General features: G+C 45.8%; 26 protein-coding genes and 1 tRNA gene. 17 read left to right on the top strand and 10 right to left on the bottom strand.

Features of this window, described 5'->3' with window-relative positions; all coding sequences use genetic code 11:
• Positions 1–15: 15 nt before the first annotated feature.
• The 3 genes from AZI86_RS01520 to AZI86_RS01530 are packed head-to-tail and all read left to right on the top strand — an operon-like array spanning position 16 to position 3,164.
• The gene (locus AZI86_RS01520; RefSeq protein ID WP_061833324.1) at positions 16–495 is read left to right on the top strand and encodes a hypothetical protein; all 480 of its coding nucleotides are present in this window, start codon (positions 16–18) and stop codon (positions 493–495) included.
• Between the two features lie 17 nt (positions 496–512).
• Complete coding sequence (locus AZI86_RS01525) at positions 513–1,571, top strand: FUSC family protein (protein WP_061833325.1); 1,059 nt, start codon at positions 513–515, stop codon at positions 1,569–1,571.
• A 42-nt stretch (positions 1,572–1,613) separates the two neighbouring features.
• On the top strand, positions 1,614–3,164 hold the full coding sequence (locus AZI86_RS01530) for an ArnT family glycosyltransferase (RefSeq protein WP_061833326.1): 1,551 nt from the start codon (positions 1,614–1,616) through the stop codon (positions 3,162–3,164).
• A gap of 61 nt (positions 3,165–3,225) precedes the next feature.
• Here the strand turns inward: AZI86_RS01530 and AZI86_RS01535 are convergent, their stop codons facing one another.
• From AZI86_RS01535 to AZI86_RS01555, 5 genes are all read right to left on the bottom strand, one after another.
• Positions 3,226–3,849 carry an energy transducer TonB gene (locus AZI86_RS01535; protein WP_253715570.1) on the bottom strand — a complete coding sequence of 208 codons (624 nt, stop codon included), beginning with the start codon at positions 3,847–3,849 and terminating at the stop codon, positions 3,226–3,228.
• Between the two features lie 169 nt (positions 3,850–4,018).
• Positions 4,019–5,182: a DNA topoisomerase VI gene (locus AZI86_RS01540; protein ID WP_061833328.1), complete on the bottom strand. Its 1,164-nt coding sequence runs from the start codon at positions 5,180–5,182 to the stop codon at positions 4,019–4,021.
• Positions 5,182–6,957: a DNA topoisomerase VI subunit B gene (locus AZI86_RS01545; RefSeq protein WP_061833329.1), complete on the bottom strand. Its 1,776-nt coding sequence runs from the start codon at positions 6,955–6,957 to the stop codon at positions 5,182–5,184. The genes AZI86_RS01540 and AZI86_RS01545 overlap by 1 nt, the downstream gene beginning before the upstream one ends.
• A gap of 247 nt (positions 6,958–7,204) precedes the next feature.
• Entirely contained in the window at positions 7,205–7,540 is a 336-nt protein-coding gene (locus tag AZI86_RS01550) for an HNH endonuclease (protein ID WP_061833330.1), read from the bottom strand.
• A 72-nt stretch (positions 7,541–7,612) separates the two neighbouring features.
• The gene (locus tag AZI86_RS01555; protein ID WP_061833331.1) at positions 7,613–9,070 is read right to left on the bottom strand and encodes a HAMP domain-containing methyl-accepting chemotaxis protein; all 1,458 of its coding nucleotides are present in this window, start codon (positions 9,068–9,070) and stop codon (positions 7,613–7,615) included.
• 299 nt (positions 9,071–9,369) lie between these two features.
• On the opposite strand from AZI86_RS01555, the gene AZI86_RS01560 reads away from it, so the two are divergent.
• Positions 9,370–10,512 (top strand): cyclic nucleotide-binding domain-containing protein, encoded by a 1,143-nt coding sequence (locus AZI86_RS01560; RefSeq protein WP_061833332.1) that lies wholly within the window; start codon positions 9,370–9,372, stop codon positions 10,510–10,512.
• A 2-nt stretch (positions 10,513–10,514) separates the two neighbouring features.
• A complete protein-coding gene (locus AZI86_RS01565; protein WP_061833333.1) occupies positions 10,515–11,198 on the top strand; it encodes a PilZ domain-containing protein in 684 nt (227 codons plus the stop codon).
• Between the two features lie 2 nt (positions 11,199–11,200).
• Here the strand turns inward: AZI86_RS01565 and AZI86_RS01570 are convergent, their stop codons facing one another.
• Entirely contained in the window at positions 11,201–13,123 is a 1,923-nt protein-coding gene (locus AZI86_RS01570) for an LTA synthase family protein (RefSeq protein ID WP_061833334.1), read from the bottom strand.
• A gap of 76 nt (positions 13,124–13,199) precedes the next feature.
• Between AZI86_RS01570 and AZI86_RS01575 the strand changes: the two genes are divergently transcribed.
• The 4 genes from AZI86_RS01575 to AZI86_RS01590 are packed head-to-tail and all read left to right on the top strand — an operon-like array spanning position 13,200 to position 15,354.
• Positions 13,200–13,427, top strand: coding sequence for a BolA/IbaG family iron-sulfur metabolism protein (locus AZI86_RS01575; protein ID WP_061835012.1), 228 nt, complete (start codon positions 13,200–13,202; stop codon positions 13,425–13,427).
• A gap of 19 nt (positions 13,428–13,446) precedes the next feature.
• On the top strand, positions 13,447–13,752 hold the full coding sequence (gene grxD, locus AZI86_RS01580; protein WP_061833335.1) for a Grx4 family monothiol glutaredoxin: 306 nt from the start codon (positions 13,447–13,449) through the stop codon (positions 13,750–13,752).
• A 1-nt stretch (position 13,753) separates the two neighbouring features.
• Positions 13,754–13,963, top strand: a complete 210-nt coding sequence (locus AZI86_RS01585; RefSeq protein WP_061833336.1) for a YgaP family membrane protein — start codon at positions 13,754–13,756, stop codon at positions 13,961–13,963.
• 8 nt (positions 13,964–13,971) lie between these two features.
• Positions 13,972–15,354 carry an FAD-binding oxidoreductase gene (locus tag AZI86_RS01590; RefSeq protein WP_061833337.1) on the top strand — a complete coding sequence of 461 codons (1,383 nt, stop codon included), beginning with the start codon at positions 13,972–13,974 and terminating at the stop codon, positions 15,352–15,354.
• Here the strand turns inward: AZI86_RS01590 and AZI86_RS01595 are convergent.
• The 3 genes from AZI86_RS01595 to serA all read right to left on the bottom strand — a co-directional run bounded on the left by AZI86_RS01595 (position 15,347) and on the right by serA (position 19,681).
• Positions 15,347–16,744 carry a M35 family metallo-endopeptidase gene (locus tag AZI86_RS01595; protein WP_157684599.1) on the bottom strand — a complete coding sequence of 466 codons (1,398 nt, stop codon included), beginning with the start codon at positions 16,742–16,744 and terminating at the stop codon, positions 15,347–15,349. The genes AZI86_RS01590 and AZI86_RS01595 overlap by 8 nt on opposite strands.
• A 131-nt stretch (positions 16,745–16,875) precedes the next feature.
• Complete coding sequence (locus AZI86_RS01600; protein ID WP_061833339.1) at positions 16,876–18,321, bottom strand: methyl-accepting chemotaxis protein; 1,446 nt, start codon at positions 18,319–18,321, stop codon at positions 16,876–16,878.
• Positions 18,322–18,475: 154 nt separating this feature from the next.
• The gene (gene serA / locus AZI86_RS01605; RefSeq protein WP_061833340.1) at positions 18,476–19,681 is read right to left on the bottom strand and encodes a phosphoglycerate dehydrogenase; all 1,206 of its coding nucleotides are present in this window, start codon (positions 19,679–19,681) and stop codon (positions 18,476–18,478) included.
• Positions 19,682–19,798: 117 nt separating this feature from the next.
• Between serA and AZI86_RS01610 the strand changes: the two genes are divergently transcribed.
• From AZI86_RS01610 to AZI86_RS01645, 8 genes are all read left to right on the top strand, one after another.
• The gene (locus tag AZI86_RS01610; protein WP_061833341.1) at positions 19,799–21,160 is read left to right on the top strand and encodes a sigma-54-dependent transcriptional regulator; all 1,362 of its coding nucleotides are present in this window, start codon (positions 19,799–19,801) and stop codon (positions 21,158–21,160) included.
• The gene (locus AZI86_RS01615; RefSeq protein ID WP_061833342.1) at positions 21,161–22,105 is read left to right on the top strand and encodes a phosphatidate cytidylyltransferase; all 945 of its coding nucleotides are present in this window, start codon (positions 21,161–21,163) and stop codon (positions 22,103–22,105) included. It begins immediately after the preceding gene.
• Positions 22,102–22,881, top strand: coding sequence for a lysophospholipid acyltransferase family protein (locus AZI86_RS01620; RefSeq protein WP_081111745.1), 780 nt, complete (start codon positions 22,102–22,104; stop codon positions 22,879–22,881). The genes AZI86_RS01615 and AZI86_RS01620 overlap by 4 nt, the downstream gene beginning before the upstream one ends.
• Positions 22,862–23,767 (top strand): MBL fold metallo-hydrolase, encoded by a 906-nt coding sequence (locus tag AZI86_RS01625; protein ID WP_061833343.1) that lies wholly within the window; start codon positions 22,862–22,864, stop codon positions 23,765–23,767. Before AZI86_RS01620 ends, AZI86_RS01625 begins: the two co-directional genes overlap by 20 nt.
• Positions 23,768–23,842: 75 nt before the next feature.
• A complete protein-coding gene (locus tag AZI86_RS01630) occupies positions 23,843–24,139 on the top strand; it encodes a hypothetical protein (protein WP_061833344.1) in 297 nt (98 codons plus the stop codon).
• Positions 24,136–24,663, top strand: a complete 528-nt coding sequence (locus tag AZI86_RS01635; RefSeq protein ID WP_061833345.1) for a hypothetical protein — start codon at positions 24,136–24,138, stop codon at positions 24,661–24,663. Before AZI86_RS01630 ends, AZI86_RS01635 begins: the two co-directional genes overlap by 4 nt.
• On the top strand, positions 24,656–25,450 hold the full coding sequence (locus tag AZI86_RS01640; protein ID WP_253715573.1) for a YihY/virulence factor BrkB family protein: 795 nt from the start codon (positions 24,656–24,658) through the stop codon (positions 25,448–25,450). The genes AZI86_RS01635 and AZI86_RS01640 overlap by 8 nt, the downstream gene beginning before the upstream one ends.
• A 105-nt stretch (positions 25,451–25,555) precedes the next feature.
• Positions 25,556–25,632, top strand: a tRNA-Arg gene (locus AZI86_RS01645).
• A 64-nt stretch (positions 25,633–25,696) separates the two neighbouring features.
• Here the strand turns inward: AZI86_RS01645 and AZI86_RS01650 are convergent.
• On the bottom strand, positions 25,697–26,368 hold the full coding sequence (locus tag AZI86_RS01650) for a DUF4304 domain-containing protein (protein WP_061833346.1): 672 nt from the start codon (positions 26,366–26,368) through the stop codon (positions 25,697–25,699).
• Positions 26,369–26,526 lie beyond the last annotated feature (158 nt).

Raw genomic sequence — 26,526 nt, forward strand, 5'->3', positions numbered from 1 at the left:
GGGTAGGAGTCGCACATGTCGAAGAGCCCCCACGCCGCAAAAAGTCTTGAAGTTCGTCATGCCCTTTGGGGTTTGCAAAAAGAATTATTAAGTTCACTCAAAGATCAATACGACGCTGAAAATGGTTATGAGTCCGCTCCCACGGAATGGTTCCAAGTTCTGATGGGATCAGAACGCTATGCGTGGTTAAGAGAACTGACGTCGTTGATGGCCGACATCGATATCATGACCGAACTTGATTTTATCACCGAAGGTCACGCCGGTATTGCGCGGGCAGAAATCGAGCGCCTGCTATTTGCGCAAAGCGAAGAAAACTTTAACAAACAGTACCGCAACTTTTTGATTTCAGGGGTGAACCTCATGCCTCTGCACAATCAGCTTAAAGCTCACGTCCAACAACTGCCGCAAGTTAAAACTGAACGCGAGCAATCTTTGGCCGAAAGAAAAAACTGGCACGAAGAGCACCGTCACCAAGCACGAAAAAAACGCAACTAGTTGCCTGGAGATGATTCATGGGACTGCGCTATCATCTCCAGGAAGCTCTTAAAGTCGCACCCGCCCCGTGGCCATGGACCCGCATGATTGTTTGCGGTGGTGCCACGATCCTGCCCCTTATCTATGGTCTTCTTACCCAACAGCTGTCGATTTCAATTTTTGGTGCGCTGACCGGATTCTTACTTGTGCTGAATGATCACTTAGGGACTTTGGCTCATCGACTGATCGTGATCTCTTTAACTTTTATTTTTATGGCATTCAGCCTTAGCGTCGGTGTGCTGGTTCAGGGACAAGAGCTTATCTTTATCCCCCTGCTTTTAGTTTTAGTTTATTGGATGGCGCTGATGTCCGGCGAAGGGGCCGAGCTTGAGCGCGGACTTCTCTTTGGTATTTTCCAGTTGATCGCCGGCGCTTACACTCCGGGGCTTAAACCTCATTTAGGACAGGTCTTTGTCTTTGCCTTGATGGGTTATATTTGCGTGATCGTCTTGTTGTTGCTCATTGTGTTTTTGCGTCGACACACTCCGAATCCTTTTGCGCGATTGCGCGCTACTTTGAAAAAAAGCCTGACCCGTGAAAAACATCGCCATTTATTTGCGGTGATTTATTGCGCGACCGTTTTGGTCAGCATCTTGGTTGTCCAAGAACTAGAAATGTCCCATGGCTATTGGGCCGTGGGCACCGTCTTAATCATCCTTCGCCCTGATACCAAACAAAGCATTTACCGAGGCATCCAAAGATTCATCGGCACACTTTTGGGCGTGATCATCGCCGAAGGCATTATTTATAGCGTGCATTCACCGTGGGCCGCCATTCCCATCATTGGCGTCGTGGCGTTCATATCTCCATGGGCCCTGGTGCGCAGTTACTGGTGGGGCTCAGGCATGATTGCCATCATGCTGCTTTTACTTTTAGATCTACCCAGCATTCAAAATGGCGACTTCCACACGCCCTTGATTCGCTTGCAGGCGACGGGTATCGGCTGCCTGCTAGCGCTGATCGGGGTGGCTCTGATGAACACGCATTTTATACGCTCTGTCATGGCAGGATTGTTTGCCTTCAGGTCCTCGAAATAATACGACAATTCCTGATTTATTTTCTTTCCCGAGGTGCCCATCATGATTCGTGAATTTTGGAAGCAACAAAGTCTTTCGCAAAAAGTAGTGTGGCTGTTTCTTTTTACCTTGGTTTTTCGCGCCACTTTCGCCTTAAGCATCGGCCTGATTGACGACGAAGCTTTTCACTGGTCATGGACGAAACCCTTACAACTTTCCTATTACGATCATCCGGGGATGATCGCATGGCTTGAATCCCTAACGACGTCTCTTTTTGGTGACACAGTCCTAGGCGTAAGACTGCCGGGCTTCTTGTGTTATGTGGGCACCGTGATCCTGCTTTATAAACTGACACGTGATTTGTTTGACCAATGGGCCGCAATCTTCGTGGGGTTTATTTTATTGTGGTCGCCGTTCTGGGGGTTTGGTGGTTACGTCGCTTCTCCAGAACCGCCGTTCATGCTTTGTTGGGTGGCGGCCGCTTACGTCTTTTGGCAAGGAGCCCGTGAAGACGACCAGCGCTGGTCGACCAAGAAAACCTGGCTGTGGCTTGGCGTCCTTATGGGACTAGGACTTAATTCTAAGTTCATCATCGCATTGCTAGCACCAGGATTTGGTTTGTATTTGCTAGCCTCACCTTCACGGCGCCGTGATTTACTAACACCATGGCCATGGGTGGGATTCTTAATAGCGACCGTGATCACCACACCGGTCTTTATGTGGAACATCGCTTACGACTGGCCGGGATTTAAGTACCAGTTCCATGATCGCCATGCGGGCTTTTCGTTTAGCATGACCCGTTGGCTGACATATTTTGCGGCACAAATTCTTTTCACCACGCCGTTTTTGTACGTGATGATTGTCCTAGCCTTCATCACTTCGGCCGTTAAAATCAAAGAAGCGCGTTGGAGATTTTTATTTTTCTTAACGCTTCCTTCAATTGCGATCTTTTACCCGCAACCGTTTTTTGCTGACTATAAACCTCACTGGGTGGGCGCGGCCTATACGTTGCTGTTGATGGGTGCTGGTGCCATCTGGTCACAAGGTTTGGTTTGGGGCAAACGCCAGGTCATTAAAGCGCGCAGCAAGGTTTTCACCCGTGGGATCTTAGCTTTCTTTATACCGCTCGCTTTGATTTGTTACACCCCGTTTGCTTATCCGTGGATTCCGAAAGTTTATAAATTCATTAATCCGAACGGCCACTGGGAAACTAAGTTTGATCCCTCCAACGAATTCACGGGATGGGAAGAGCTAGGTCGTTACGTGAATCGCCGTCAACGCGAGATCCACGCTGAAAGCGGGCGCAAGCCTTTCATCGCGGCTCATCGCTATGAAACCACCGCACAAACTTTTTGGGGCGTGAAACAAAAGGTGTACATGCTAAGCACCACACGCAGCCATTATACCGTGATTCAATCACCGGAAGAGATGAACAATCTTAAGGGCGAAGATGCGATCTTTGTGAGTACTGAAAAGTATGAAGCCAATCCCGTCGAATGGGCCGCTTGGGATGGCGGATGTGAAAAAGAAGAGCTGAAAACCTTCCGCCAGGGAGTTCATGCCCGGACGTTCTTTATTTATTACTGCAAAGGTTTTCAAAAGATCATCAACTAACAAATAAAAAAAAGCGAAGATAAGATCTTCGCTTTTTTTATTTCCACGGTCTTAGGAAAAACTATTTCAAAGTATACTCAATAGGAACCGTGATGCTCCAAGAATCCTTACGAATTTCTTGGGGGAAGGGTTTCATCCCATTGATCCCTTCAACTAACGTCACGGCCGCTTGGTTTAAAGACTCATAGGGGGCTTTACCGACCACCTCACTGCCCGCCAATGTTCCGTCCGGTTTCAGCGTGAAGCGCATGGTGACGGTGCCGGTGTGACCCATTTTTCGCGCCATCAAGGGATAGTTCTTACGACGTTCTAAAAGTTTTTTTAGCTCGTACAAATAACGATCTTCCGGTGACACTTCAGAACCCGTCGCCACACCTTCGCGACCCGAAAGAGCTCCGGATTGGGCGACGGTTCCAACGGACGAAGCCGCTTGCGGCGCGACCGCCACAGGAACGACTTCTTTGGCTTTGGTGGTGATGTCGTCTTTTTCAATCACCACCGGGGACGTCACTTTTTTCAACGCGGATGAAGCTGGAACCGATTTTGGAGTTGACGGAACCGCATCGTAAGCAAGCTCGACCCCTAAGGGCAGCGGCTTAATCACTTTTGCTGAAAACAAAACCGCCGCCGCAAAAAATCCGGCATGCAACAAAGTGGAAGCGATCAGGGTCTTATTTATGTTCATAGAAAAGGTGTTTGTCATTGGGGTGCTCTTAAGCCCGTTATACGGAAACTGAAAGTGAAACTCAACTCAAGCACCCCAAAGGGCCTTTAAATCGAACCTATTGCTTAATAGGCTCATAATGAAAGCGAGATGAAAATAAAAAACCCGGGTTTCCCCGGGTTTTTTATCGTTAGACGTAAGATCCGCGTTTGATCTTTTCTAAGATCAATTTTTCGGTCTTGATCGGATCGTTCGGATCCACCGAGAAGAAAGATTGCTGCTCGCAACGAATCTTTTCTTTGATCAACCAGCGCAAGATGTCCGCCAAGTTTTTATTCTTTTTATCTAAGAAGAACGGATCGTTTTCCAAAGCGTCTTTCGCTTTTTTCAAAGCACGTGCTTCAGCTGGATCAGATTCTTTAACTTTATAGTGAGGAAGGTCGTATTTTTTTACGTCTTCTGGCAATACGCCCAAGAACTTTACTTCCGGTGCAGAGAAATCGGCATTACGAACTAACGAAGCCGCAGAACCCGCTTTCAAAGTACGGAAGATATTTTGCATGGTGTACGCATCGAGATCCCCGAAGAAGTACAATGGAATATCCAGTTCGTGCTGGATCAATTTACACCAACCGCGAACACCATTTGAAGGAACGCCCCCGGCACCCATCAAGATACAGTTGTTACGTTTAGTGAAGCCCATGCTCACCAAAGTATTCGCCGTACCTTCGGATTCTACGATGAGGCAGAAATCGATTTTTTTCTTAGCTTTTAAACGCAAAGCTTGAGGTCTATTTTTTGGCTGAAAAGCCGCCGTACCCAAAGTCGAAAGATCAACCACCGCTTTATCGCCATCAGGCATAGTTTCGGTAACAATCAATTGTTGAGAATATGTCTGTCCACCACGCTCATTGGCAAAACAGTTCAACTCTTCACGGTAGACTTCTAACATGTCACCAATGAAATCGATGATCGCATCTGACTCTGGTTGGTCTTCAAAATCCAAGGGCTTCAAACGCGAGTTGCCTTTAATTAGACCTTTACAGATGTAGTACAGCTCCCTTTTGGTATTCACCGAACCGATATCCATGTTACGCAAAAGGATTTCCAGCATGAAAACCACACGTGCTAATTTCTGTACAGAAGAAACATTTAATTCGGTGCGAACAACTTTATCACCCGGAGTCAGATAACCTACTTTGGAGTTATAAATAGAGTTATCCAAAGATGTCTTAACGGCTTCTAAAACCGGACGTTTAGAGTTTTCAAGGTCTCTCAACATCTTGTCAGCCAAAATGCGGGCCTCTTTGGGGATATCAATTTTTAGTTCACGAATACTAAGTAGTTTTGCCATTACGCTTTTTTCCCAGTTGTTTTCTTAGTAGCTACAGTTTTCTTCGTGGTTGCTTTCGCCGTCGTCTTTTTAGTTCCTTGCGGTTCAGACGCTTCTTCAACCAAATCTTCCGAAGAAATTACATCAATTTCCTCATCACCGTGATCGATGCCCTTTTTCTTTTCGCGTTTTTTCTGCTCTAAAAGCTTCATTTCTGCCGCTTCTAAATCCGCCATGGCATCTTCCGAATCACGTCCAAGAAGTTTTCTTAATCCTTCTTCCGCTTTTTTCTTACGAGCTTCAGGCGCCTTCACGATTCTTGACAAACCTTCAACCAAGATCGGACCAAATTGCTCGATATGGGCTAATTTTCTTTCTAAATCCGCCTCTTTCACTTCTTTTTTGATATGACGAGACAGTTTTTGACCAGCTTGGATCAGGGCTAAACGGATTTCCGCAACCAGTTCTTCCGAAGCATCAATTGTTTCTTTCGAAGCATTTTTAAATTTGATGAACGGAGAGACAATGGAAACCGCAAAGATATAAGGGCCCGATGGCAAGCTGTCTTTAGGTTGCGCTAGCCCATAGGATTTCCAGTTCACAGACTCAATCGCCCACGTGATCGCACAGCCCGACTTATCAAACTGCAACGGAACACGATTGGCAAAACGAAGCAAAGTCACCGGAGAATCTGCATCTTGATTACGATCTTTGAAACGCGCCAAAGCCACTTCGACAACGACAGGTTTAAAGTCACAAATAGTTGGTTTACGAGTCATCACCGCAAAAAAGTCGATTTCTCCTAAACGCGTGATTGATTTTGATAAAGCCTCTTCACCAACGGTCAAAACGGACTTCGTTGATGGCGACATCAAATCTGTGTTTTGCACCGCTTGGAAAACTTTTTTGAAGTCTTCTTCAGACAATGACGTGATCGGTTTTTCCAAAAGGTTTTTTGGCAGACCTTTTTTTACGAAATCACTGATTGATTGATCAGAGATACGAGAGAAACCTGTTTTTAAGAACTTCGAAAGTGTCGTTTTACCGAATAAAGTTGCGTGAGTGATAAATTCACCCAATTTAAACGTGTGTGGGTGAGGTAACGAAGCCTCTGGAACTTTAGGAACCTCCGTGCTGACACGATTTACAGTTACAAAATCATTTTCCATCAATTTGTAAGTGATGGTCATGTGCGGATTTACCAGAATAGTTCCCTCTAAATAAGTAACTAATCCACCGTCACCGTTAAGTTGAATACGTCCATCAAGAATGAATTCGCAACGAGTTCCATGTTCACGATCCCAATCGAAGGTTTCTTTGTTTTTCAAGACCCCTGTATTGGATTTAATGTCCACATCCACTTGTGCAGAGATGGCTTTACGCATTTTTTTAGTTTTAGAAACAACGTTCACCCCGCGGGCATTCGTCATCTGCGCCCAAGTCGTGGCTGCGGAAATACCGATACCTTGTTGACCACGAGAACACGTCCCACGGCCAAACTTAGAGGAGGCTAAATACTCCCCGTAAACTTTGGCTAAATCTTCACCCTCAATGCCGGGGCCATTGTCTTCAACCACGATTCTGATCAGGTCCGTATTTTTAGTGGAGCCTGTTCCCACTTTAGAGATTTCAACTAAAAGATCTGGAAGAATACCCGCTGCTTCACACGCATCCAGAGAGTTATCAACGGCCTCTTTTAAGGTCGTTAAAACGGCCTTTAAAGGGGACGAGAAACCTACTTGCTGGAGGTTCTTCGCAAAATATTCAGCGGTACTACTTTTGGTAATCTTACTCACGGTCGCTGTGTCCTTACGATGTTAACTAATTTTGTCGAGGGCTCCAGCCCTCGCCCCCTTCGGGGCCTCGCGAAAATTCGCCTTCCTGGCTAATTTTTAATGAATAACTTTGATAGGTTAACGTGAACGCGGGGGGTCAAATCAAGACTAAAGGCTTCCGCCGCATGGCGAAACGCCAAATGTCAAAAGACCTCGGGTTTAAAATGAGGGGTTCAAACGCATTAAAAACCCACCTTTTTCGTGCGTTTTAACCCTCATTTTCGGGGTCTTTTTTGCAGTCAGACACCGCATTTTCGGGGGTTTTTAGATCTTCCAAAGCCATTTCGGCCCGGGTTTTATAGCCTTTTTTGGTGTTACAGTCCTTACAAGACGTCACACAGTTATTTTTATTAGATTTGCCACCACGAGCGATCGGGATCAAATGGTCCATGGTGAGCTCACTAGGTTTAAACTTCTGCTCACAATGATAGCAAATTCCTTTTCCCAACTCTTGCTTCCACCACTGACTCATCCGCAATTCACGGGCTTTTGCCTTTTCGCGCTTTTGATGTTCCGGGGAAGCCGGGGAGAAAAAATAATCCATGGAGCCTTATACCCAGGCTTCATGGATTTGTCGAGTTTTCGGCCGCCCACAAAAATTCTTCAAACCTGAAATCTAGGCGGCTTTTTTCTCGTCTTCCCCGTCGACCAAATTCACCAGCCCTTGCACGCCTTTTCGCATATTTGAAGCCTGCGCGGAAAGCTCTTCAGAGGAAGCCGCCATTTCTTCCGACGAAGCTGCATTGCCTTGAACGTTTTTATCTAAAGACGAAAGCGCGATCGAAAGCTGATTAACGCCGTTACTCTGTTCTACACTGGCCGTCGAAATCTCTTGGTTCAGGTCTGATATTTTCTTGATCGCCGTTAATAAGTCTTTCATTGATTCGCTGTTGCTTTGAGCAATCGCCACTCCCGAGGAAACCTGCTCTACAGAGATTTTAATCAGATCTGCGATTTCTTTTGCGGAGGCCGCACTTTTCTGCGCGAGATTTCGGACGGCGTCGGCCACCACCGCAAAACCTTTTCCTTGCTCTCCGGCGCGAGCTGCTTCCACTGCCGCGTTCAACGCTAAAAGATTGGTCTGAAACGCAATATCATCAATCAGCCCAATGATTTCTTCAATTTTTTGGGAAGACTTCTGAATATCTCCCATTTTCTCTACCAAACTTAGCACCTCGCGCACGCCTATTTCCGCTTTTTCGCTTCCTTGCCGTGAAAGGGACGCCGCTTCTTGCGCATGCCCCGAGTTTAACTTCACCATGCTAGAGATTTCTTCGATCGTAGCCACGCCCTCTTCCAAAGAAGCCGCGGAACTGGCAGAGCCTGAGGCCAATAACTGCGAGCCTTCAGAGAGCTGACCTGACGCCCCCGCAATTTGTTCCACTCCTTTGAGTAACTCTTGGGAAGTGTTGCGAATATGGTTTGCGAGGTAATTGGCGATAAAATATCCTACCGCCAAGGACAGGAGGAAGCCCAAAACAATTGAGATCACCAAGCTATTGTACATTATCGTGGCCGCTGACTTCGCGTCGCCCATACGCTCTTTGGTCTGATTTAATTGGGCTTCGATCATCTTGTCGAAATCCGCCAGATTTTGTTTTCGGGTCTCGGCAAATTCTTTATCCCAGATCGAGTCTCGCAAATCTCGATCCGCCTTTTGTCCCGTCGCTGACAGTTGAATCATTTTTAAAGCCAGTTCGGTGAAGTGCGCATAAGACTTTTTAAAGATATTATAGAGATCCTCTTCACCCGGAGCAAAAGGAGTCGCTTCGTAATCTTTTGCCGCCTGATTAAAAAGTTGCTCTGCTTTTTCCAAATCCGTTTTGGCTTTGGCAGCTTGCGCCTCGGTCGTTTCGCTACCAATCAGCAACGCGATCGGTATGACCATTCGCGCCCGCTGCTCTTTCATGGTTATAAAAGCAGCAAGATTCGGCACATTCCCCGTAGAGATTTGCTCATAATCTTGAATGGCTTTGTTAGAGAAATAATAAGAGCTCGCCCCTACAACCAGTAAAAAAGAGCTAGTAAGAGAGAACGCCAACAACAACTTAAACTTGATACCGAAACGTTTCATATTGTGACTTCCTTTTTTCAAACTTGTGTAAAAGATCGGTTAAAATTTGAAAGATATAAGCCCTCCATAGCGGTGTTGCGATCATTTAATGTATCTATCTCCGTCTTAGAACTCTTAGCTCCGTTTAAAAGGACCTTTCATAATAGTTTCCAGCCGATGAGTCGGAATGACTCATCCATTGGAAAGCGAGTAATTTCCGGGTCTGGAAATCTGGACCTTCGCGTGGCAGACCTCGCCTTCAAAGAAGGCCTAACAAAACCGATACAGATTTGTGAATTTCTTTGAAGGAGCAGGAACTTATGTCGGTAAAAACGTTCAAAAAAGGCGAAGTGATCTTTAAGGATGGCGACAAAATCACGTCGGTTTTTCTGATCCAATCCGGGGGCGCCAATCAATGCTTGATCCGCGGTAAAAAAAATATCGACCTGTTCCAACTGGGCGCGTCCCACATCCTGGGTGATCAAATCATCTTAGGTCAAGCCACGCATCCCACGTCAGCTATCGCCACGGCTGAAACTAAAGTTTTAGAAATTCCCGTTGATACCCTAAAGCAACATTATGAAGCCGCTCCGCAAATGCTGAAAGTGATCATCAAGTCTTTGGCCGATCGTTTGCGCTTAGCCGTGAATGATGTTCGCTCAAGCCGCTTAGAAAAAGACTCTTCCCCATGCCCCGAAGATCAAGTCGCCAAAGCTTTCGGATCCGTCTTTCACACCGCCAATCACAAAGGCGACAGATCCCAAGCCGGTCGTGTGATTGTTGACTGGAGCATGATGAAACAGTATTGCCAACGCGTGATGGGCGAATCCCCCAAACGCATGGAGCAAGCCGTAAATATCTTGGTAAAACTAAAACTGGCTTTGTATGAAATGGGAAAATCTCCGGACAATCCAGATGGACCGGATGAAATCCAAAAAGTTCACTTCTTGGATTTAGGTTTGGTCGAAAGCTTTTTTGAATTCTATCAGTATTATTATTTCAAAGGCGGCCGCTCAGAAATTCTGAAAGTCGATGAACTGTGCCAACAAATGCTTAATGGTTTGTTAAAACTGACGGAAACCGAAACCCCAGATCGTTTCGGCGTCGTGGGCGTAGACTTTGCCAAATTCGGTGAATACTGCCAAAACGAAATTGGTTTTAAGTTAAATAACGATCACTTTTCCCGTTTAGAACAAAAAGGCGTTTTTATGAAACGTCGTACGGTCGGTAATGGAGTTTTATTACAATTTGAATTTAAAGAATTCCGTTCGATCGCGCAAAGCTGGCGCATGCTTCGTGAAATCGATAAATGGAACGAAAAAGGTTTCGTCGATATGGATGAAAAAGAAGAAAAGCCAAAGAAAAAATCCGGCGGCCCTTCTTGCCCGGCTTGTGCTGCAGAATTGCAAGCATCGGCGAAGTTCTGTCACGAATGCGGTCATAAAATAACGGCGGCGGCTTAAGCGTGAGTCAACCGCTGGTGATCTTTAAAGCCATTAATAACAGCGAGCAACAGCACATGTTGCTGCAAAAATTATTGGCTGATCAGATCCCCGTGAGCATCAGAATGCCTGATGAGTCCGACCTAGAACTGATCCCCATGAGCCTTAATTCCAGTCTGCAAGTAAAGTGTCAGTACCAAGGCACTGTGTTTATCGAAGATGTGCCCTGCAATTTGATGATGAATTTCACGTCAAATGGCGAAAGATACATGGCCGAGGTGCAAGCACGCCTTAAAGGCAACGTTTTATCTTTGGGAGTTTTAAACCTGTTCCACTTGCAACGCCGTAAGAATTTTCGCTATATCTTGCCCCCCAATCATCCCGGTTTTTTTAGAGTCAAAACCTTAGGGCTCCAGCCCGTGAAAACGACCATGCGCTTGATTGATATCAGCACGGAAGGATGTGCGGTGTTACTCAAAGATCAGAATTTAGATTTAAACGTCGGTCAGGAGTTAGCTGGTGAAATCGTTCTTGAAGGTCAAAAGAGCATTCTGATCACGGCTTTATTGCAAAATCTTCGCCCCAATGAAGATCAGTCTTTAACTTTAGGTCTGAAGTTCCTGCACACTGCCCAAAATCGTGAGGGCGACATTGTGCAGGCTTTGACCATGTTACAGCGCAGTCTTTTCCTTAAAAAAGTTTCTTAGACTTATTTTGCCGGATAATAAAGTTTATTATCCCACATGCCTTCGTTGAAGTATTGAATATGAGCTTTCAGCTTTCTAATCAGCAACTCCTTACGCTCCCCTTGCAGTTCACGTTCAGAATCCAAGTCCGTGATGGCGTACATCTGCGGCTCCCCATGCCCCGGGGTCCAGCGCATATAAGCATCGCGCGCAAAAAGCAAATAACGACCGTCGATGAAGTTCACCGCGACTTTATCACCTTCTACAAAGATGGAACTGCCCAGATAATTTTTATCCTTGGGCGAGATATTTAAAAAATCTAAAACCGTGGGTGGAACATCGATTTGTTGCACGACCATGGAGGTATCAACTTTCGGTAAAGTCATCGTCGGGTGATATAAAATAAACGGGATGCGATAGCTGCCGATATCATTTTCATATTCTTTACGGTAATGAATCGAAGTATGGTCAGCCATGATTACAAATAAAGTGTTTGGATACCAAGATTTCTTTTGCGCGGATTCAAAGAACTTTTGCAAAGAGTAATCGGTGTATTCGATCGCCTTTAAAATCTCGATGGGTCCTTCGGGGAATTTATCTCTGTACTGCGCCGGGATCTTATACGGCTGATGCGAAGTCAACGTAAAGACCGAGGTCATAAACGGCTGCGGTTGGTTATCTAGCTTGGCAACCATCCACTGCAAAAAGGGCTCATCCCAAATTCCCCAGACGCCGTCATCGTCGGCCGGATTGTTATATTCCGTAGCACCGTAATACTTTTCCACCCCCGCACTTTGCATGAAGGAATCAAAATACATCGTGCCGTTATGTCCACCGTGAAAAAAACTTGTGGAATATCCCTGTTGTCCTAACAAAGTCCCGAGGCCTAAAAAATAATTCGAAGTAAAGTGCGAAGAAATAAACGGCTCAGCCATCAATGCCGGAATGCCTCCCATGATCGCGCCCACGCCTTCAATGGATCTTCGCCCGTTAGCATACCCATTTCGGAAAACCAATGCGTTCTGGCTAAGACGATCTAAAAACGGCGTGTAGGATTTGCCGTTATGAGGCCCAAGATACTCTTCGCCAAAACTTTCTAGCATGATAATGACGATGTTTTGTTTTTGGGTCGGACGTTTGCCTTCCATATGGGAAGGCCCCAAAGAACCATTTAAAAGAGAAAGCATTTCTTCTTTATCGCTGAAATACTTTTCTTGTTTTAAGGTCTGTGCTCCGTAACTTTTAATCAGCGTGAATGTCGAATTTAAAACAAGGTTATTTAATAACGGGGCGGTGAAGACGTTGGCACTCACAAAGTTCACCGGTTTTTTCTGTAGGCCTCCACGAATTCCGATGACGGCAAGAGCAATACAGCCCAAACAAATCAAAGCATGCCCCATCCCCGCTTTAACTTTTTTGCCAGGAGAAAGTTCTTTGAACCAATAAAGATTTTTGGGCGTGCGGCGCAGAACTGCCACGACAGTGATCACAAAAAAGATCACGAGCAAGGTGTTGATCAGAAAAAGCAGCCAGTAACTGGCCACAAAGTTCCAAAATTTACCCGGCACTTCATTGGCGATAAAAAGACCGTCATAAGAAAAACGACGGCCCACAAAATTGATAAATTCGGTATCCACCAAATTCAGAACCAAAAATGGGACATGTAAAAGACAGAAAAAAAACCCCGTCACCCACATCCAAGCGCGATTCCCATTTTTGGGCCAAGGAAAGAAGGAGAGTAGCAAAATCGGCGCTGACACCGAAAGAACCCCGGCGATATCAAATCGCAGTCCCACCACGAAAGACCACAAAATATCGAGGAAAGGTTTGGTTTTAAACAAAGCCCAGTTCCAAATAAGGAACTCGGCACGGGCAAAGGAGTAAAAAACCAAGGCTACCAGAGCCAAAGAGAAGACTTTCAAGGGGCGATATGACGGTCCAAACATGGGGACCACTCTATCCTTAATACAATGCATCATTCAAGATGACTTAAGGGAGGGTTTTTGTTACTTTCCCCCTCCTATGACACCAGTACAAATGAAAGAGCGCTTAGAACAGAATTACCCCGATTGCAAAGTCGAGGTTTACGACTTAACCGGAACTCAGGATCACTATGAAGTTTTCGTGGAAAGCCCGGTGTTTGCTGGCCTGTCTCGCATTCAGCAACATCAGCATGTGATGGCCTGCTTTGGTCCAGAATTAAAAACGGGAGAGGTTCATGCGCTCTCAATTAAGACTAAAATTAAATAATTAATTAAAGAGGTATCTCATGTCTACGACTCACGACAAAATCAAGGGTATTTTGGATCAAAACAAAGTTGTTCTTTTTATGAAAGGAACACAACAGTTCCCGATGTGTGGTTTTTCTGCGCGTGCTTGCGCCATCTTGCAGGACATCGGTGTGCAATTTCACGATGTGAACGTGCTTGAAGACGAAGAAATTCGTTCCGGCATCAAAGAGTTCGGCAACTGGCCCACTATTCCACAACTTTACATCAACCAACAACTGGTCGGTGGTTCTGACATCATGATGGAAATGTACCAATCTGGTGAACTGCAAGAGCTTTTAAAATAACATGAGATGTAATGTTGCCCTGTGGGACCGCATCCTCCGCTTTGTTTTTGGCGTTTTGCTGACGGCATACGCCATCGCGGGTGGTCCGTTTTGGGCGTACATCGGTCTCTACGGTCTGGTCACCTCTGCTTGGGGCTTGTGTCCGGCCTACGCCTTCTTTAGAATCAGAACATTAAGAGATTATCACCGCAGTGTCCCCGACGAAGAATAGGAGGGTCCATGTTACCGCAGGCCTTTTCGGAAATTGATTTTTTAGCCAAAGACCAAATCAAAACCGACGAAGAGAGCTTGAAGTACTGGGGTAAAGATTGGACCACTTATTTTGATATCAAAGCTTCCGCCATTCTTTTTCCGCGCACCGCGGATGACGTTGTTAAAACTGTAAAATGGGCCCGCAAAAATAAAATCGCATTAGTCCCTTCAGGGGGCCGCACCGGCCTTTCCGGCTCCGCGGTCGCCACTCAAGGTGAAGTCGTCGTTTCTTTTGATCAAATGAATAAAATCAAAGATTTCAGCCCGGTGGATCAATCCGTGGTGATTGAACCCGGCGTGGTCACTGAAGCCTTGCAAGAATTTGCGCACAAACAAGGTCTCTTTTATCCTGTGGATTTTGCCGCGACGGGTTCATCGCAAATGGGTGGAAATATTTCCACCAATGCCGGCGGTATCAAGGTCGTTCGTTATGGTTTAACTCGTGACTGGGTGATTGGCTTAAAAGTTGTGACTGGCACAGGCGAGCTTTTGGAGCTGAATAACGGTTTGGTAAAGAATGCCACAGGCTATGATCTGCGCCATTTATTTATTGGTGCCGAAGGTACCTTGGGCTTTATCGTGGAAGCGACAATCAAATTGGCCCCAGCACCTCCGCCAATGAAAGTGTTAGTGATGGCAGTCCCCGGTTTAGATTCCGTGATGAAGATCTTTGCCGAATTTAAAACTAAAACTTCGCTCGTCGCATTTGAAATGTTTTCGGACAAAGCTTTAGCAAAAGTTTTAGAAAATACAGGATTAGCGGCTCCATTAGAAACGCAAAGTCCATTTTATGTTTTAGCGGAAGTTGAAACTCGCAATGAACAAGATGAAGAACATGCCTTGGGCGTTTTTGAAAAATGCCTTGAAGAATCTTGGGTCACAGATGGAGTGATCTCGCAGTCGGAAGTGCAGGCCGCCACATTCTGGCGCTATCGCGAAGACATTTCTGAGTCGTTAGCGAAATACTCTCCATACAAAAACGATATTGCGGTGACGATTTCAAAAGTGCCAAACTTTATGGCCGATCTTGATAAGATTTTGGCCAGCGCCTATCCCACCTGGGAGGTGGTATGGTTCGGGCATATCGGCGATGGCAATTTGCACATCAATATCTTACGTCCCCCAGGAATGAGCAAAGAAGAATTCGTCAAAGAATGCCGCAAAGTGGACGTCATGGTTTTTGATGCCGTTAAGAAAAATCAAGGATCCATTTCGGCGGAACACGGCGTGGGACTGACTAAAAAATCATTCTTAAATTATACACGCTCCGAAGCCGAGATCGGCTTTATGCGCGGGATTAAAAAAGTTTTTGATCCAGACAATATTATGAACCCAGGAAAAGTTATTTAGAATTCTGGCTTGTTTGGCGCGGTTCAAAAAGAAACGAAGCCCAATAAAAAGGCCTGCTCATCAACCGGAAGCGAGTTTTTAAAAAAGCTTCGTGTTGGTGCCAAATGCCGTGCCGCTGAATTAAAAGCTCTCCGTTTTTTCCCAAAGCTAAACGCTGACCATTGACGTAAACAATCGTTTTAAAGTCTTTAAGAACGTTATCAATAGTCTTTACGTCCACGACCCGACCATAAATGGTACTGACTTTGTATAAATTCTGATGCTCATCCAGAAGAAAAATGGCGGCGTCTGTTCCTTGCCCCGCCTCCATAAAATCAAAAGTCTGAATTACTTTAAATGGCAGGGCCGTTCTTTGCTCAAAAGAAGTTCCGGCATAACTGATTATCTCATGCTCGGTGATGACAAAGCCAGCCAACAGACCGTCATTAAAAATTCTCAAGACCCGAGGCTTCTGGCTTTGCGGCAGTGAATTAAAACTTGCGGCGTAAGATCCAAGACTGATCCTTTTTTGAAATGAGCTTGATAAAACGTCCACGCTATAAGAGTCCCCTTCCGACAAGGGAAAAGCGCTAAGAGTGGTTAAACGACTCACTAAGTTTTCTTGCCGATGATCCACTTTCCGTACCGGATAAAGCTTCCAAGAACTAGGATCTAAAACAAACCCCTGATCATGCTGATCAACGAGATAAAGACCGCGCAGTTCGTGCGAAAATAGAGGCTTATTGAATTTTTCATTCGCTAAAACCAGGGCTGCTGACTTGGCTTGGCTTCTTTCCAATTTAGAAATTATTCCCTCTGGCAAGGCCGCAAAACGTGCCAGGGCCTCCATTTCAACCGCATAGCCACCGGCTTCTTCTCTAGATCCATCACAAGCACCTTTGGATGCTTTATTTCTGCCCTGTGCACAAGTGACATGAGGATAATAATGAGCATTTTCATCGAGATGCCGGACCTCATGAATGAGAGTGGCCGCCCTTTCTATGGATGAATGTATCGCGGTGTTGAAATAATCCGGACAAAGATGGATGGCGCCAGGGCTTTCTTCCTTCACGTAAGCCAATTGTTCAGGTTCACATTTTGCGACTTTCACAATGGTTTTTACTGCCGAACTTATGTAAGACCAAATGTTTTCGGGAAGCACATTCTGATCTAATGGATTCGTGGTGGCTGGAAGTTTCGTGTACTTTAAAAATAACAATGTAGAGGCTAATTTGTAATCGACAGATTCAGGCGAGCACAACTGCTCTAAGTCTAATTCTGGACGAAAATGAAACTGCTTTTGTAACTGAACCACTGCGGTGACCGGAAGACACATCGCCGAGGCCCACGAACCACTCAAAATCACAAAAACGAAAATCAAGAAGTGTCTTATTTTGAGACGCTTTTTCATCAGGCGCGTAATTTGGTGGTCACTTGGCCATTTAGTACATGCAACAGAATCATTATAAAGCAAAAGAGAGTCAAGAAGGCGCATGCCTTCTTGATCTGCAAACCTTAAACCACCACTCGTATATGAGTTCTTTAAGCGGCACGTCCCTCGACGATGCCGCGCAAGTCTTGCACCAATCCCGTAAGAACTTCGCCTTGACCTTCCATCTTTTTGGAAGACTCCGCCACCTCATGCGAAGAACTGGCATTGCCCTGGGAGGCTTGGTCCAATAGGTTCATCGCTTTAGAAATCTGCTCTAATCCGCGGAACTGTTCATCGCTGCCGTCAGCAATATCAGTATTCAAAGCCGCCACTTTCTTCACCGAGGAAAGAATTTCCCGAAGAGCATCGCCACTGCCTGTCGCGATGTTCGCCCCTTTGTGCAGCTTTTCAACGTTGTCTTTGATCAGGCCCGAGATATCTTTAGCCGCGACCGAACTGCGCATCGCCAACGTCCGGACGGCCTCGGCCACCACGGAAAAACCTTTTCCCTGTTCACCGGCCCGTGCCGCCTCCACCGCCGCATTTAACGCCAGCAGATTCGTTTGGAAAGCGATGTCATCGATGACGTTGATAATCTCTTCGATTTTTTTAGAGCCCGCCGCCAATTCTGACATTGAAGAAATCAAGTTCGTAATAGACACTTCCCCCTGTTCGGCCGTCTCGCACGACTTCTGCGAAAGCGCTTTTGCTTCTTTGGCAGAGTTGGTATTGAGTTTCACCATGCTGGTGAGTTCTTCTAAAGACGCCACCGTCTCTTCTAAAGAAGCCGCCGCCTGAGTGGAGGTTGAAGAAAGCTGCTGACTTGACAACGAAAGCATATTCGCCCCGCTTTGCGTGTCACCCGCCGCCGTGGATATTGACTGAATCACTCGATTTAATGACTTAGATAAAGATGTGGAGAAAAATAATCCTACCAAGATCCCCAATAAACTTCCCACGGCTCCGACTGTCAAAATGATTTCCAAACCGAAGTGCGAGATCGACTGCGCGGCCGCATTTTTTTCGTCCACCTCTTTTTCATGAAAAGCTAACAACGCCTTCGTCGCCGCGGCAAATCGTCCTGCAGTTTCTGGGCAAGAAGAGAAGAAAATCTCGATCATTTTTGCTTTCGCTTCCGGCGTGCCCTCTTCATAAAGGGACATCACCTTACCCCCGATACCTTCAAATTCCTTCCATGTGGCAAGCTGGACCTCATAAAGTTCTTTCTGCCCCTCCGAAAACCCTAGAGCCTCATATTTTTTTCGGATGTTTTTCACTTCGGCCAACCCATCCCAGACGGCTTTTTCAGAAATCTTCGCGTCCTTTTCTGAAATCCCCGGCAAGCCTAAATTACGTACATTCATACGAATGGATAAAAAGGTTTCATAAATTTTATTGATATGGGTGGCCTTCGGAAAGGTCTTAGAAATAAGAAATTCGTATTCATCGCCGACACCGCGATTGGATTTAATGGCAACGGCACTGACCACTCCGGTTACGGCGATCAATCCCAAACATAGGCCGACTAATTTAATTTTTAAGTTTAACTGCTTCACTGCAAGATTCTCCTGATCTTGGTAACAGGTTCCTTAAGCAGTTCGACAGTTCTCCATACAAACTTAAAATAGATTTACAACATTTAATTGTTTAGCACTGAAGTCCAGGGTTTCTTCTGCGGACAATTCAAAGATTCTTGAACTCTCAATATATTCAATAAACCACTCGCGTGCGAATAGATCGATTTAATTCACCAATCGCATCGGCCAAGCTTTGGGCTTGGGCCGAATGCAGGTCCATCACCAGGTAACCGATTTTCTCGTCGGTTGAAAGGTACTGCCCTTCGATATTAGCACCGGCTTTAGAAATCAAACCATTGATTTCCCCTAACACGCCCGGTTCATTTTTATGCACATTTAAAATCCGCGAAGTTCCCTGCTTCACTGGCAGATCCACGTTCGGGAAATTCACCGCGCCCGATGAAGAACCGATTTTTAAGTAGCGACGAAAGCTTTCCGCCACCTCGATACCAATATTTAATTGAGCCTCTTCAGTACTGCCGCCAATATGCGGAGTCAGAATGACGTTAGGCAAACCTTGCAGTGGAGTTTTAAATTTTTCTTTATTCGAAGCCGGTTCTTCTGGGAAGACGTCAATTGCGCATCCCCCGATTTGTTTTTCTTTAATCGCCGTCACCAAGGCCTCAATATTCACCACCGTCCCGCGGCTGGCGTTGATAAGGTGAGCACCCTTTTTCATTTTACGGAACTCAGGCTCACCAATCATATTCATAGTTTCGCTGGTTTCAGGGACATGTAATGTCACAAAATCCGAAACCTCCAGCAATTCATGCAAAGAAGTCTTTACAACGGCATTCCCTAAAGGCAGCTTTTTGATCACATCAAAAAAAACAACTTTTAATCCCATCGCTTCGGCCAAAACACTCACCTGTGATCCGATATGACCGTAACCGACAATTCCCAAAGTTTTCCCACGAACTTCCTTAGAGCCTTCAGCGGATTTTACCCACTCCCCGACATGCGCTTTGGTATTGCGGTCCCCCAATTGACGGGATAACGAAATCATTTCCGCAATCACAAGCTCGGCGACAGAACGAGTGTTCGAATGAGGAGCATTAAAAACAGGCACACCTTGTTCACGCGCAGTCAGAAGATCCACTTGGTTTGTACCAATACAAAAACAGCCAATGGTGAGCAAATGAGGATTGGCTTTGAGCACTTTGGCCGTGATTTCAGTCTTAGAGCGAATGCCCAGAACATCATACTGCGGAAGCAATTTTAAAAGCTCATCTTCACTGGGCGCGTGAGAGATCGCATCGACCTTAAAACCCTCAGAGATCAAAGCCTCTTTCGCCACAGAGTGAATGTTTTCTGCAAGTAAAATTCTAAGTGCGCTCATCAGGCCTCCATCGCATTAAATTGTAATCTAAAAATGGGCTTGGGGTTAACTAGAACCTCGACTGACGATGCGCACCAAGTATGGCCAAACCAAACTCTAACAGTCAGACTTAAGACTATGACAAGCACTCGAGTATTTTCTCTATTAATCGTCGACGATGACCCCCTGGTGCATCAATCCTTGAAACTGGCACTTCCATCGCACTGGAAAGTTTTTTCCGCGACCAAGCTTGAAGCGATCCAATACACGCGGTTTTATCACGCGGCTTTCGTGGACATGCATTTATCACCGGGCGCCAATAAAGCGGATGGCCCCGCGGTGATTGAAAAACTCACCAAACACAACAATCAACTTGAGGTCGTGGCGATGTCGGGCGACTTAAGCCGCGAGTTGATGGAGACCTGCCTTAAAGCCGGAGCACAAAGATTTTTAGCTAAACCTTTAATGCCCGAAGAAATCCTTTTAATTTTAGAAAAAATCGAAGCCCTTTGGGATTTACGCAATGTCGACCCTAGTGCGGACCGCGGCGAGATCCGCTGGGTCGGAACTTCGGAAGCGTCCCAAAAAATCAAAAAACGCATTGCTGATTTGCGCGGGGAAACGAGCCCTGTTTTGCTGGAAGGTGAAACCGGTTGCGGTAAAGAAGTGATTGCAAGGATTTTAAACCAACAAGAAGGCGAAAGACCTTTTATCGCGGTGAACTTAGCCAGCATCCCCGACAATCTTTTCGAATCCGAGATGTTTGGTCACGTCAAAGGAGCGTTCACGGGGGCGGAACAAAACAAGGTCGGCCTGACCGAAGCGGCCAATGGCGGCGATCTTTTCTTAGATGAAATCGAAGCCCTGCCATTAACTCAGCAAGCAAAACTTTTACGCTTCCTTGAAACGGGGGAAGTTCGTCGCGTGGGTGCAAAAGAAAGCACGACCGTCAAAACCCGCGTGATCGCCGCGACAAACAAGCCGCTAGACAAAATGGTTGCAAACGGAGAATTCCGTGAAGACTTGTTGTATCGTTTAAATTCTCAACGCGTAGAGCTGCCGCCTTTACGTCAGCGCTTGGATGATATTGATGAGCTGGCAAAACACTTCCTCGCGGCCGAACGTCCTCGTCGCAACAAAACGATCGCCGATGATGGCTTAGCCGCGATGAAAAAATACAACTGGCCCGGAAATGTGCGTGAGTTAAAGCGTGTGTGTGAACAGTTAAGTTTGACCTCGCCATTGCCTTTTATCCGTGCCGAAGATGTTTTAAACTGGTTACGCCCGACGGCGGTTTTTAGTGAAGGCGTACCTTCTTACACGGCTATTGATTTTAACAAGGGTTTTAACACTTTGGTTGAAGAGTTTGAAGCCCACGTGATTCGCACCTGCTTAAAACAAACCAAAGACATCGAAACGGCAGCAAAGATTTTGCAAATCTCGCGCTCGAATCTGTATAAGAAAATCAAAGACTACAAAATTGAAGAGGAACCTTCGTAAATGGATTTTTCTAATCTTTCACTTCCACTACGTATTGCCATCCCCACCGCTTGGGAAAGTCCGATTTACCGCCAAACAGTCTTGATTGTTCTTTCGATCATCTTTGTTTCCGGCGCTATCGTCTTTTTTTTCAGAAAGAAGAATTATTACTTCGTCCAATCTTGGGCGAGTATTAAAAGCTGGCTTTTTGCCGCGCCATTGATGTTTATCGTGATGGGTTTACCTGAGCCTTGGCCGTTGGTGGCCTTGACCGCTTTAGCCATCCTGGGGGCCAAGATCTTCTTTCAGATCATGGGCATGTTTCATCGCAGTTACTTTGTTTTGATTTGTTATGCGGGGATCATCGGCCTGGGTGTTTGCACATGGCTTGATCGCTTAGATATTTACAATTTCATGCCGATGATGGTTTTAGGTATCAGCTGCTTAGTACCGCTGGCACGCAATAACTATAAGCGCATGATTCAGTACATCTCCTTGACCCTGCTCGCGTTTATTTTCTTAGGCTGGTCTTTCATGCACTTAGGCTTGATCTTAAAATTCCCCAATGGGGTTTTCCAAGTCATGTACTTAATTATCCTGACTGAGTTCTGTGACAACACGAACTTGGCTTTAAGTCGTTACATCGGCGGATGGAAATTGTTCCCTGGTATCAATCCCCGCCGTACCGTGGGCAGTACCGCAGCTTCGATGGCGTTAACGCTTTTCTTGGCGGGCTCGATGAGATTTTTACTGCCCGATGGATCTGAAAAATACTGGCTGGCATCAGGCCTGGTGGCAGCTCTGGGCGGCTTCTTAGGAGATCTCGTCATGACGGCCGTGCGCCGGGATGCGGGCATGAAAACCGTGGGGCCTTTCATCTTGGGTCGCGGTGACTTTCTTCATCGTGTGGATAGATTGATTTTCGTAGCGCCTATTTATTATTATGTGATGACGGTTCTATTATGAAGGATTGGAAGTACGATAACGAGCAGTGGACGCAACTGCCGACTTACTTAAAACATCTGCCGCTTTTTACGCGCAACATAGATATGTTCAGTATCTTTTGGCGCTTTATCTGGTCCATTTTTTTGAAAAATCTGGCTTTTAAGTTTTATATTCGTTTGAAAGTTAAGGGCACTCCTTTTAGTGAGCTCTATAAAACTCAACCCAAGCTTATCATTATCAGCAATCACGCCAGTCACTTAGATGCGGTTTCCATCGCAGCCTCCATCCCCCGCCGTTTTTGGTTGAATCTATATATCGCCGCGGCCAAAGACTATTTCTTTTCCAATTGGCTCTTCACATTTTTTTCGCAGCATTGCTTAGGCGCCATTCCCATTGATCGTAAAGATCGCAAGGGTGAAGCCATTAATTTAATTTTGAAACTGTTAACCGATTTGCCACGCATGTGGTTGATTATTTTTCCTGAGGGCACACGTTCTAAAGACGGAAAGATTCACGAGTTTAAGCGCGGCGTTTCTATTTTTTCTGAACGCACAAAAACACCGTTGTTATTTACGTACCTAGAAGGCAACACCGAGCTTTGGCCCAAAGGTCAGCCGATTCCATTACCAGGAAAGCTGACTTTGCACGTTGGTCCGGTTCATCCACCGGGCCCCATCCATCAGGTGTATACTGCCTATAAAAGCTGGGTTTTAACCATCAATCCAGACGCCTTTGCCGTTGATGAAACGACCGCTGTGCCGGAGGAAGGTAAGAAAGATGACCAAGAGCAAATTTGAAGTCGAAAAAAGAACTTTAAAAATCGGCCCCTATGAAATCTGCCCGATTCCCACAGGACAATTTGGCTTAGACGGGGGCGCGATGTTCGGCACTGTTCCCAAGGTTCTTTGGGAAAAAACCAATCCTACGGACGAAAAAAATCGCATCGAAATGGAAGCGCGGGCTTTGTTACTAAAATCTCCCGGCTGCAATATCTTGATTGATACCGGCAATGGCCAAGATTTCGTGGCAAAGTATGGCGAAAAATTAGGAACCAAGTTTGCCGAGATGTACGGTATTGATCAAAACGGACCTTCGCTGGAAAAATCTTTAAAAGCTCACGGCTTGAAATTTGAAGACATCAATCACGTGGTGCTGACTCACCTGCATTTTGATCATGCGGGTGGTGCGACCACAGAAGTCGGCGGACAACTGGTCCCGACCTTTCCTCACGCTCAGTACTGGGTGCAAAAAGGAAATTTAGAGACCGCTCGTAAGCCCAACTTGCGCGAGCGAGCGAGTTATTACCCGGCGAACTTTCAACCTCTTTTAGAAAAAGGGGTTTTAAACATCATGCACGGGGAACAAGAAAATTTCTTACCCGGCATTTCCGCAATCATTTCAAACGGTCACACTTTGAATCAGCAAGTGATCAAGGTCAGCGACGGCCAGACCACGCTGCTTTATTGTGGCGACATGGTTCCGACCAGCACGCACGTGAAAATCCCATGGCTGATGGGGTATGATTTGCACCCGCTGACACTGATGGAAGAAAAAGAAAAAAACCTTAGCGAAGCCGCGGATCACTCTTGGTATCTTTTCTTTGAGCATGATCCTTATTGCGATGCCGCGCTCATTGAACGCAACGGCCATGATTTCGCTGTGACGAAAAGGTTTTGGCTGTAAGTGTCCTGGGCCAAAGTGGGGCCGCCAACAAGGACTCCTGGTGATTTTTTTCCAATTTTAAGAGATTATTAGGATATGAAGTTCGGCCAGATAGTTCCTTTAACTGAAGTCTCCGCAAAGGATTTAGACTCTTGCGACAATCTGCAAGAGTTTCTAGAAAAAATTATGGTTCTGGCAGAAAAAACGACCGATCTGCGAACGCAACAAGCTTACCTTTCAGTCTACATGGCTTTCAGAGATCACTACCCCAGCTACTTAGAAAAAACGGATAAAGAAATTCTTCAAAATTTAAACCGTATGATTGAAGAAGCAGATCCGAAAATCATTAAACTTCGCCGCATTGCCTTAGCGGCTCTTTCGAAAGTCGCATGATATCGCAAGAGCAATACCAGAAATTTTTAGAGGCGGTCACAAACGACATTGAAGGCGATTGGGTCTTAGTCGGCGGGGCCTTGATGGCCGTGCTAATTCCAAACTCAAGAGCGACTGCAGATATTGATCTTTGTCCGATCGGGGAACTTACCAACGAGCGACGCATCAGCTTGATGAAGCTAGCACAAAAAAGTAATTTAAGTATTGAAGCCATCAATCCTTCTGCCGACTTCTTTCTGCGACAAATTCCTCAGTGGCAAGCATCTTTGGTTCTTTTCATCAAAGGAACAAAAGGAAATCTATACCGCCCCTCTCTGGAGCTCTACATCAAAATGAAATCAGAAAGAGCCACCGAAAGCGACATTTCTGACTGCATCGCATTTTGGCAATGGCATACGGACAATGGATTAAAGTACGACTCTGCCCTTATAAAAGATTATCTGACCCAAAAGATTGCCCAAGAAAATCAACCTCAGAAAAAAAAGAATTTGCACCGCTTGCTTTCATTTAAGGACCATGCTTAAAAAAATCACCACCGTCTTAAAAGACACTCTTCAACAAATGCGCGATGGCGAACTACAACTTGTGGCCGCGTCATTGGCTTTTTCAACGGCGATTGCCTTGGTCCCCTTTATCGCCGTGGTGCTAGCGACCTTTCAATCGATTGGTGGTTTAGAAATTCTTTATCCCAAGGTCGAAGCGTTTTTACTGCGCAACTTGCGTGAAGCCGCCGGTTCCACCGACGTGACGAAGTTCATGCGTATTTTTTTAAAAAACATCAGTGCCGGCAAAATGGGTTCCTGGGGAGCCATCTTACTTTTTCTGACCTCTTTGCGTCTTTTGCATGATATGGAGGTCGGCATTCATCGCGTGTGGAATTTAAAAAACACCCGACCTTTTTACAAACGCCTCATCTATCAATGGGCCATCATTTTAGGGATCCCGGTATTTTTAGCGATCTATGTCGGCTTTTCGACTTTGGAACAATTTAAGTTTGTTCATCGCGTGATTCCGGCTTCGGCTTCGAACTCTTTGGTTTTAGTGGGGTCTTTGTTCGTCATTTATAAGTTTGTGCCCGACGTTTACGTGAGAAAAAGCGCAGCTTTTATCAGCGCCCTGATTGCTTCGGTCGTGGTCTATGGGGTGCACAAGGTCTATGCGGTGCTGGTGGTAAACTTCTTTAACTACAATAAGATCTATGGATCTTTCGCGGCGATTCCCCTTTTACTACTATGGATTCTCACAATGTGGTACGTGATCTTGGGCGGAGTTGCTCTTTGCGCTTCTCTTCAGAAACGACACGTTGCATAAATTAAGCCTTTTCAAGTCCCCCGACCTAGGCAAATCTCTTTGGATTTGCTAGTTTGTGCCTCCTTAGATATTTTATCTAAAGCTGCAATTCATTTTGCCGCACGTGGTTCCGTAGCTCAGCTGGATAGAGCATCTCCCTTCTAAGGAGAGGGTCGTACGTTCGAGTCGTACCGGAATCACCATTTTTCCAAATGTGTCAGAGATGAATATTAAGACGCTCTATCATTGGGCGAACTCAAATTAGAATCACATCTGCCTAATCTTTTCAATTTCAGAAATCGCCGACTGCAACTTGTCGATCGACTCTTTAAATCGCCAAGCGTTTGGCTCTTTTTGAAAATACTCGATCCCGCCTCGCAGGAACTTCACCGCAAGATCTAGATTGCCTAAGTGAAAATGAACCTGTGCCATGAGCGGAGGTATATTGGTATTGAAAATTCCGAAGTCTTCTATCTTGCTGTATGCATTGATAGCTGTTTCAAAATAGCAATTGCTTAACTTCGAGAGACTATCCGCGCGTTGGAATATAGGCTCACCGTTCTCAGAGTATGCTTGGACAAGACGCTTTACGGATTCTTTGGCCTGGCTATCATCACCTTTCCCATAGCTCCAGCTATCTGATCCTGATTTACTTTTTAATCTGAAATGAATCGGGCAATCAGCAAAGGTGATCTTTTTAGCGTCCGAGATTTTCTTGTCCTCCCAGGGCGTATCGAGAAACATAAGGGGAAATATCCCCATTTCGACGTAGCACACGCCGTCCCATTTCGAACCCTCAATCTCTAGAAACTCAACGACTTCTTCCTTTATTCTTTTATATTTTTGCCCCTTCCCCTCAAAGCCAAGACGCTTAAGAATGGGGTGAAAGTCGTTCGAAAGTATTTCTAGGAATAGAGTTCGCGGATTAACTTCAGCCATCTAATAACTTTCCCTTATAATTCAGTCTCCGGTCACCGAAGGAATCCTTCCGGAGCACCGCGGGATCAGCCCACTTGAGCCTTCCTGATCTGAAAGATGAAGAAACTGAAGATCGAAACGCGGACAAACCTGTTAGCGATCCACCGCTTCGTTAGGAT

It is taken from the genome of Bdellovibrio bacteriovorus (assembly GCF_001592735.1).
Taxonomy (GTDB): domain Bacteria; phylum Bdellovibrionota; class Bdellovibrionia; order Bdellovibrionales; family Bdellovibrionaceae; genus Bdellovibrio; species Bdellovibrio bacteriovorus_D.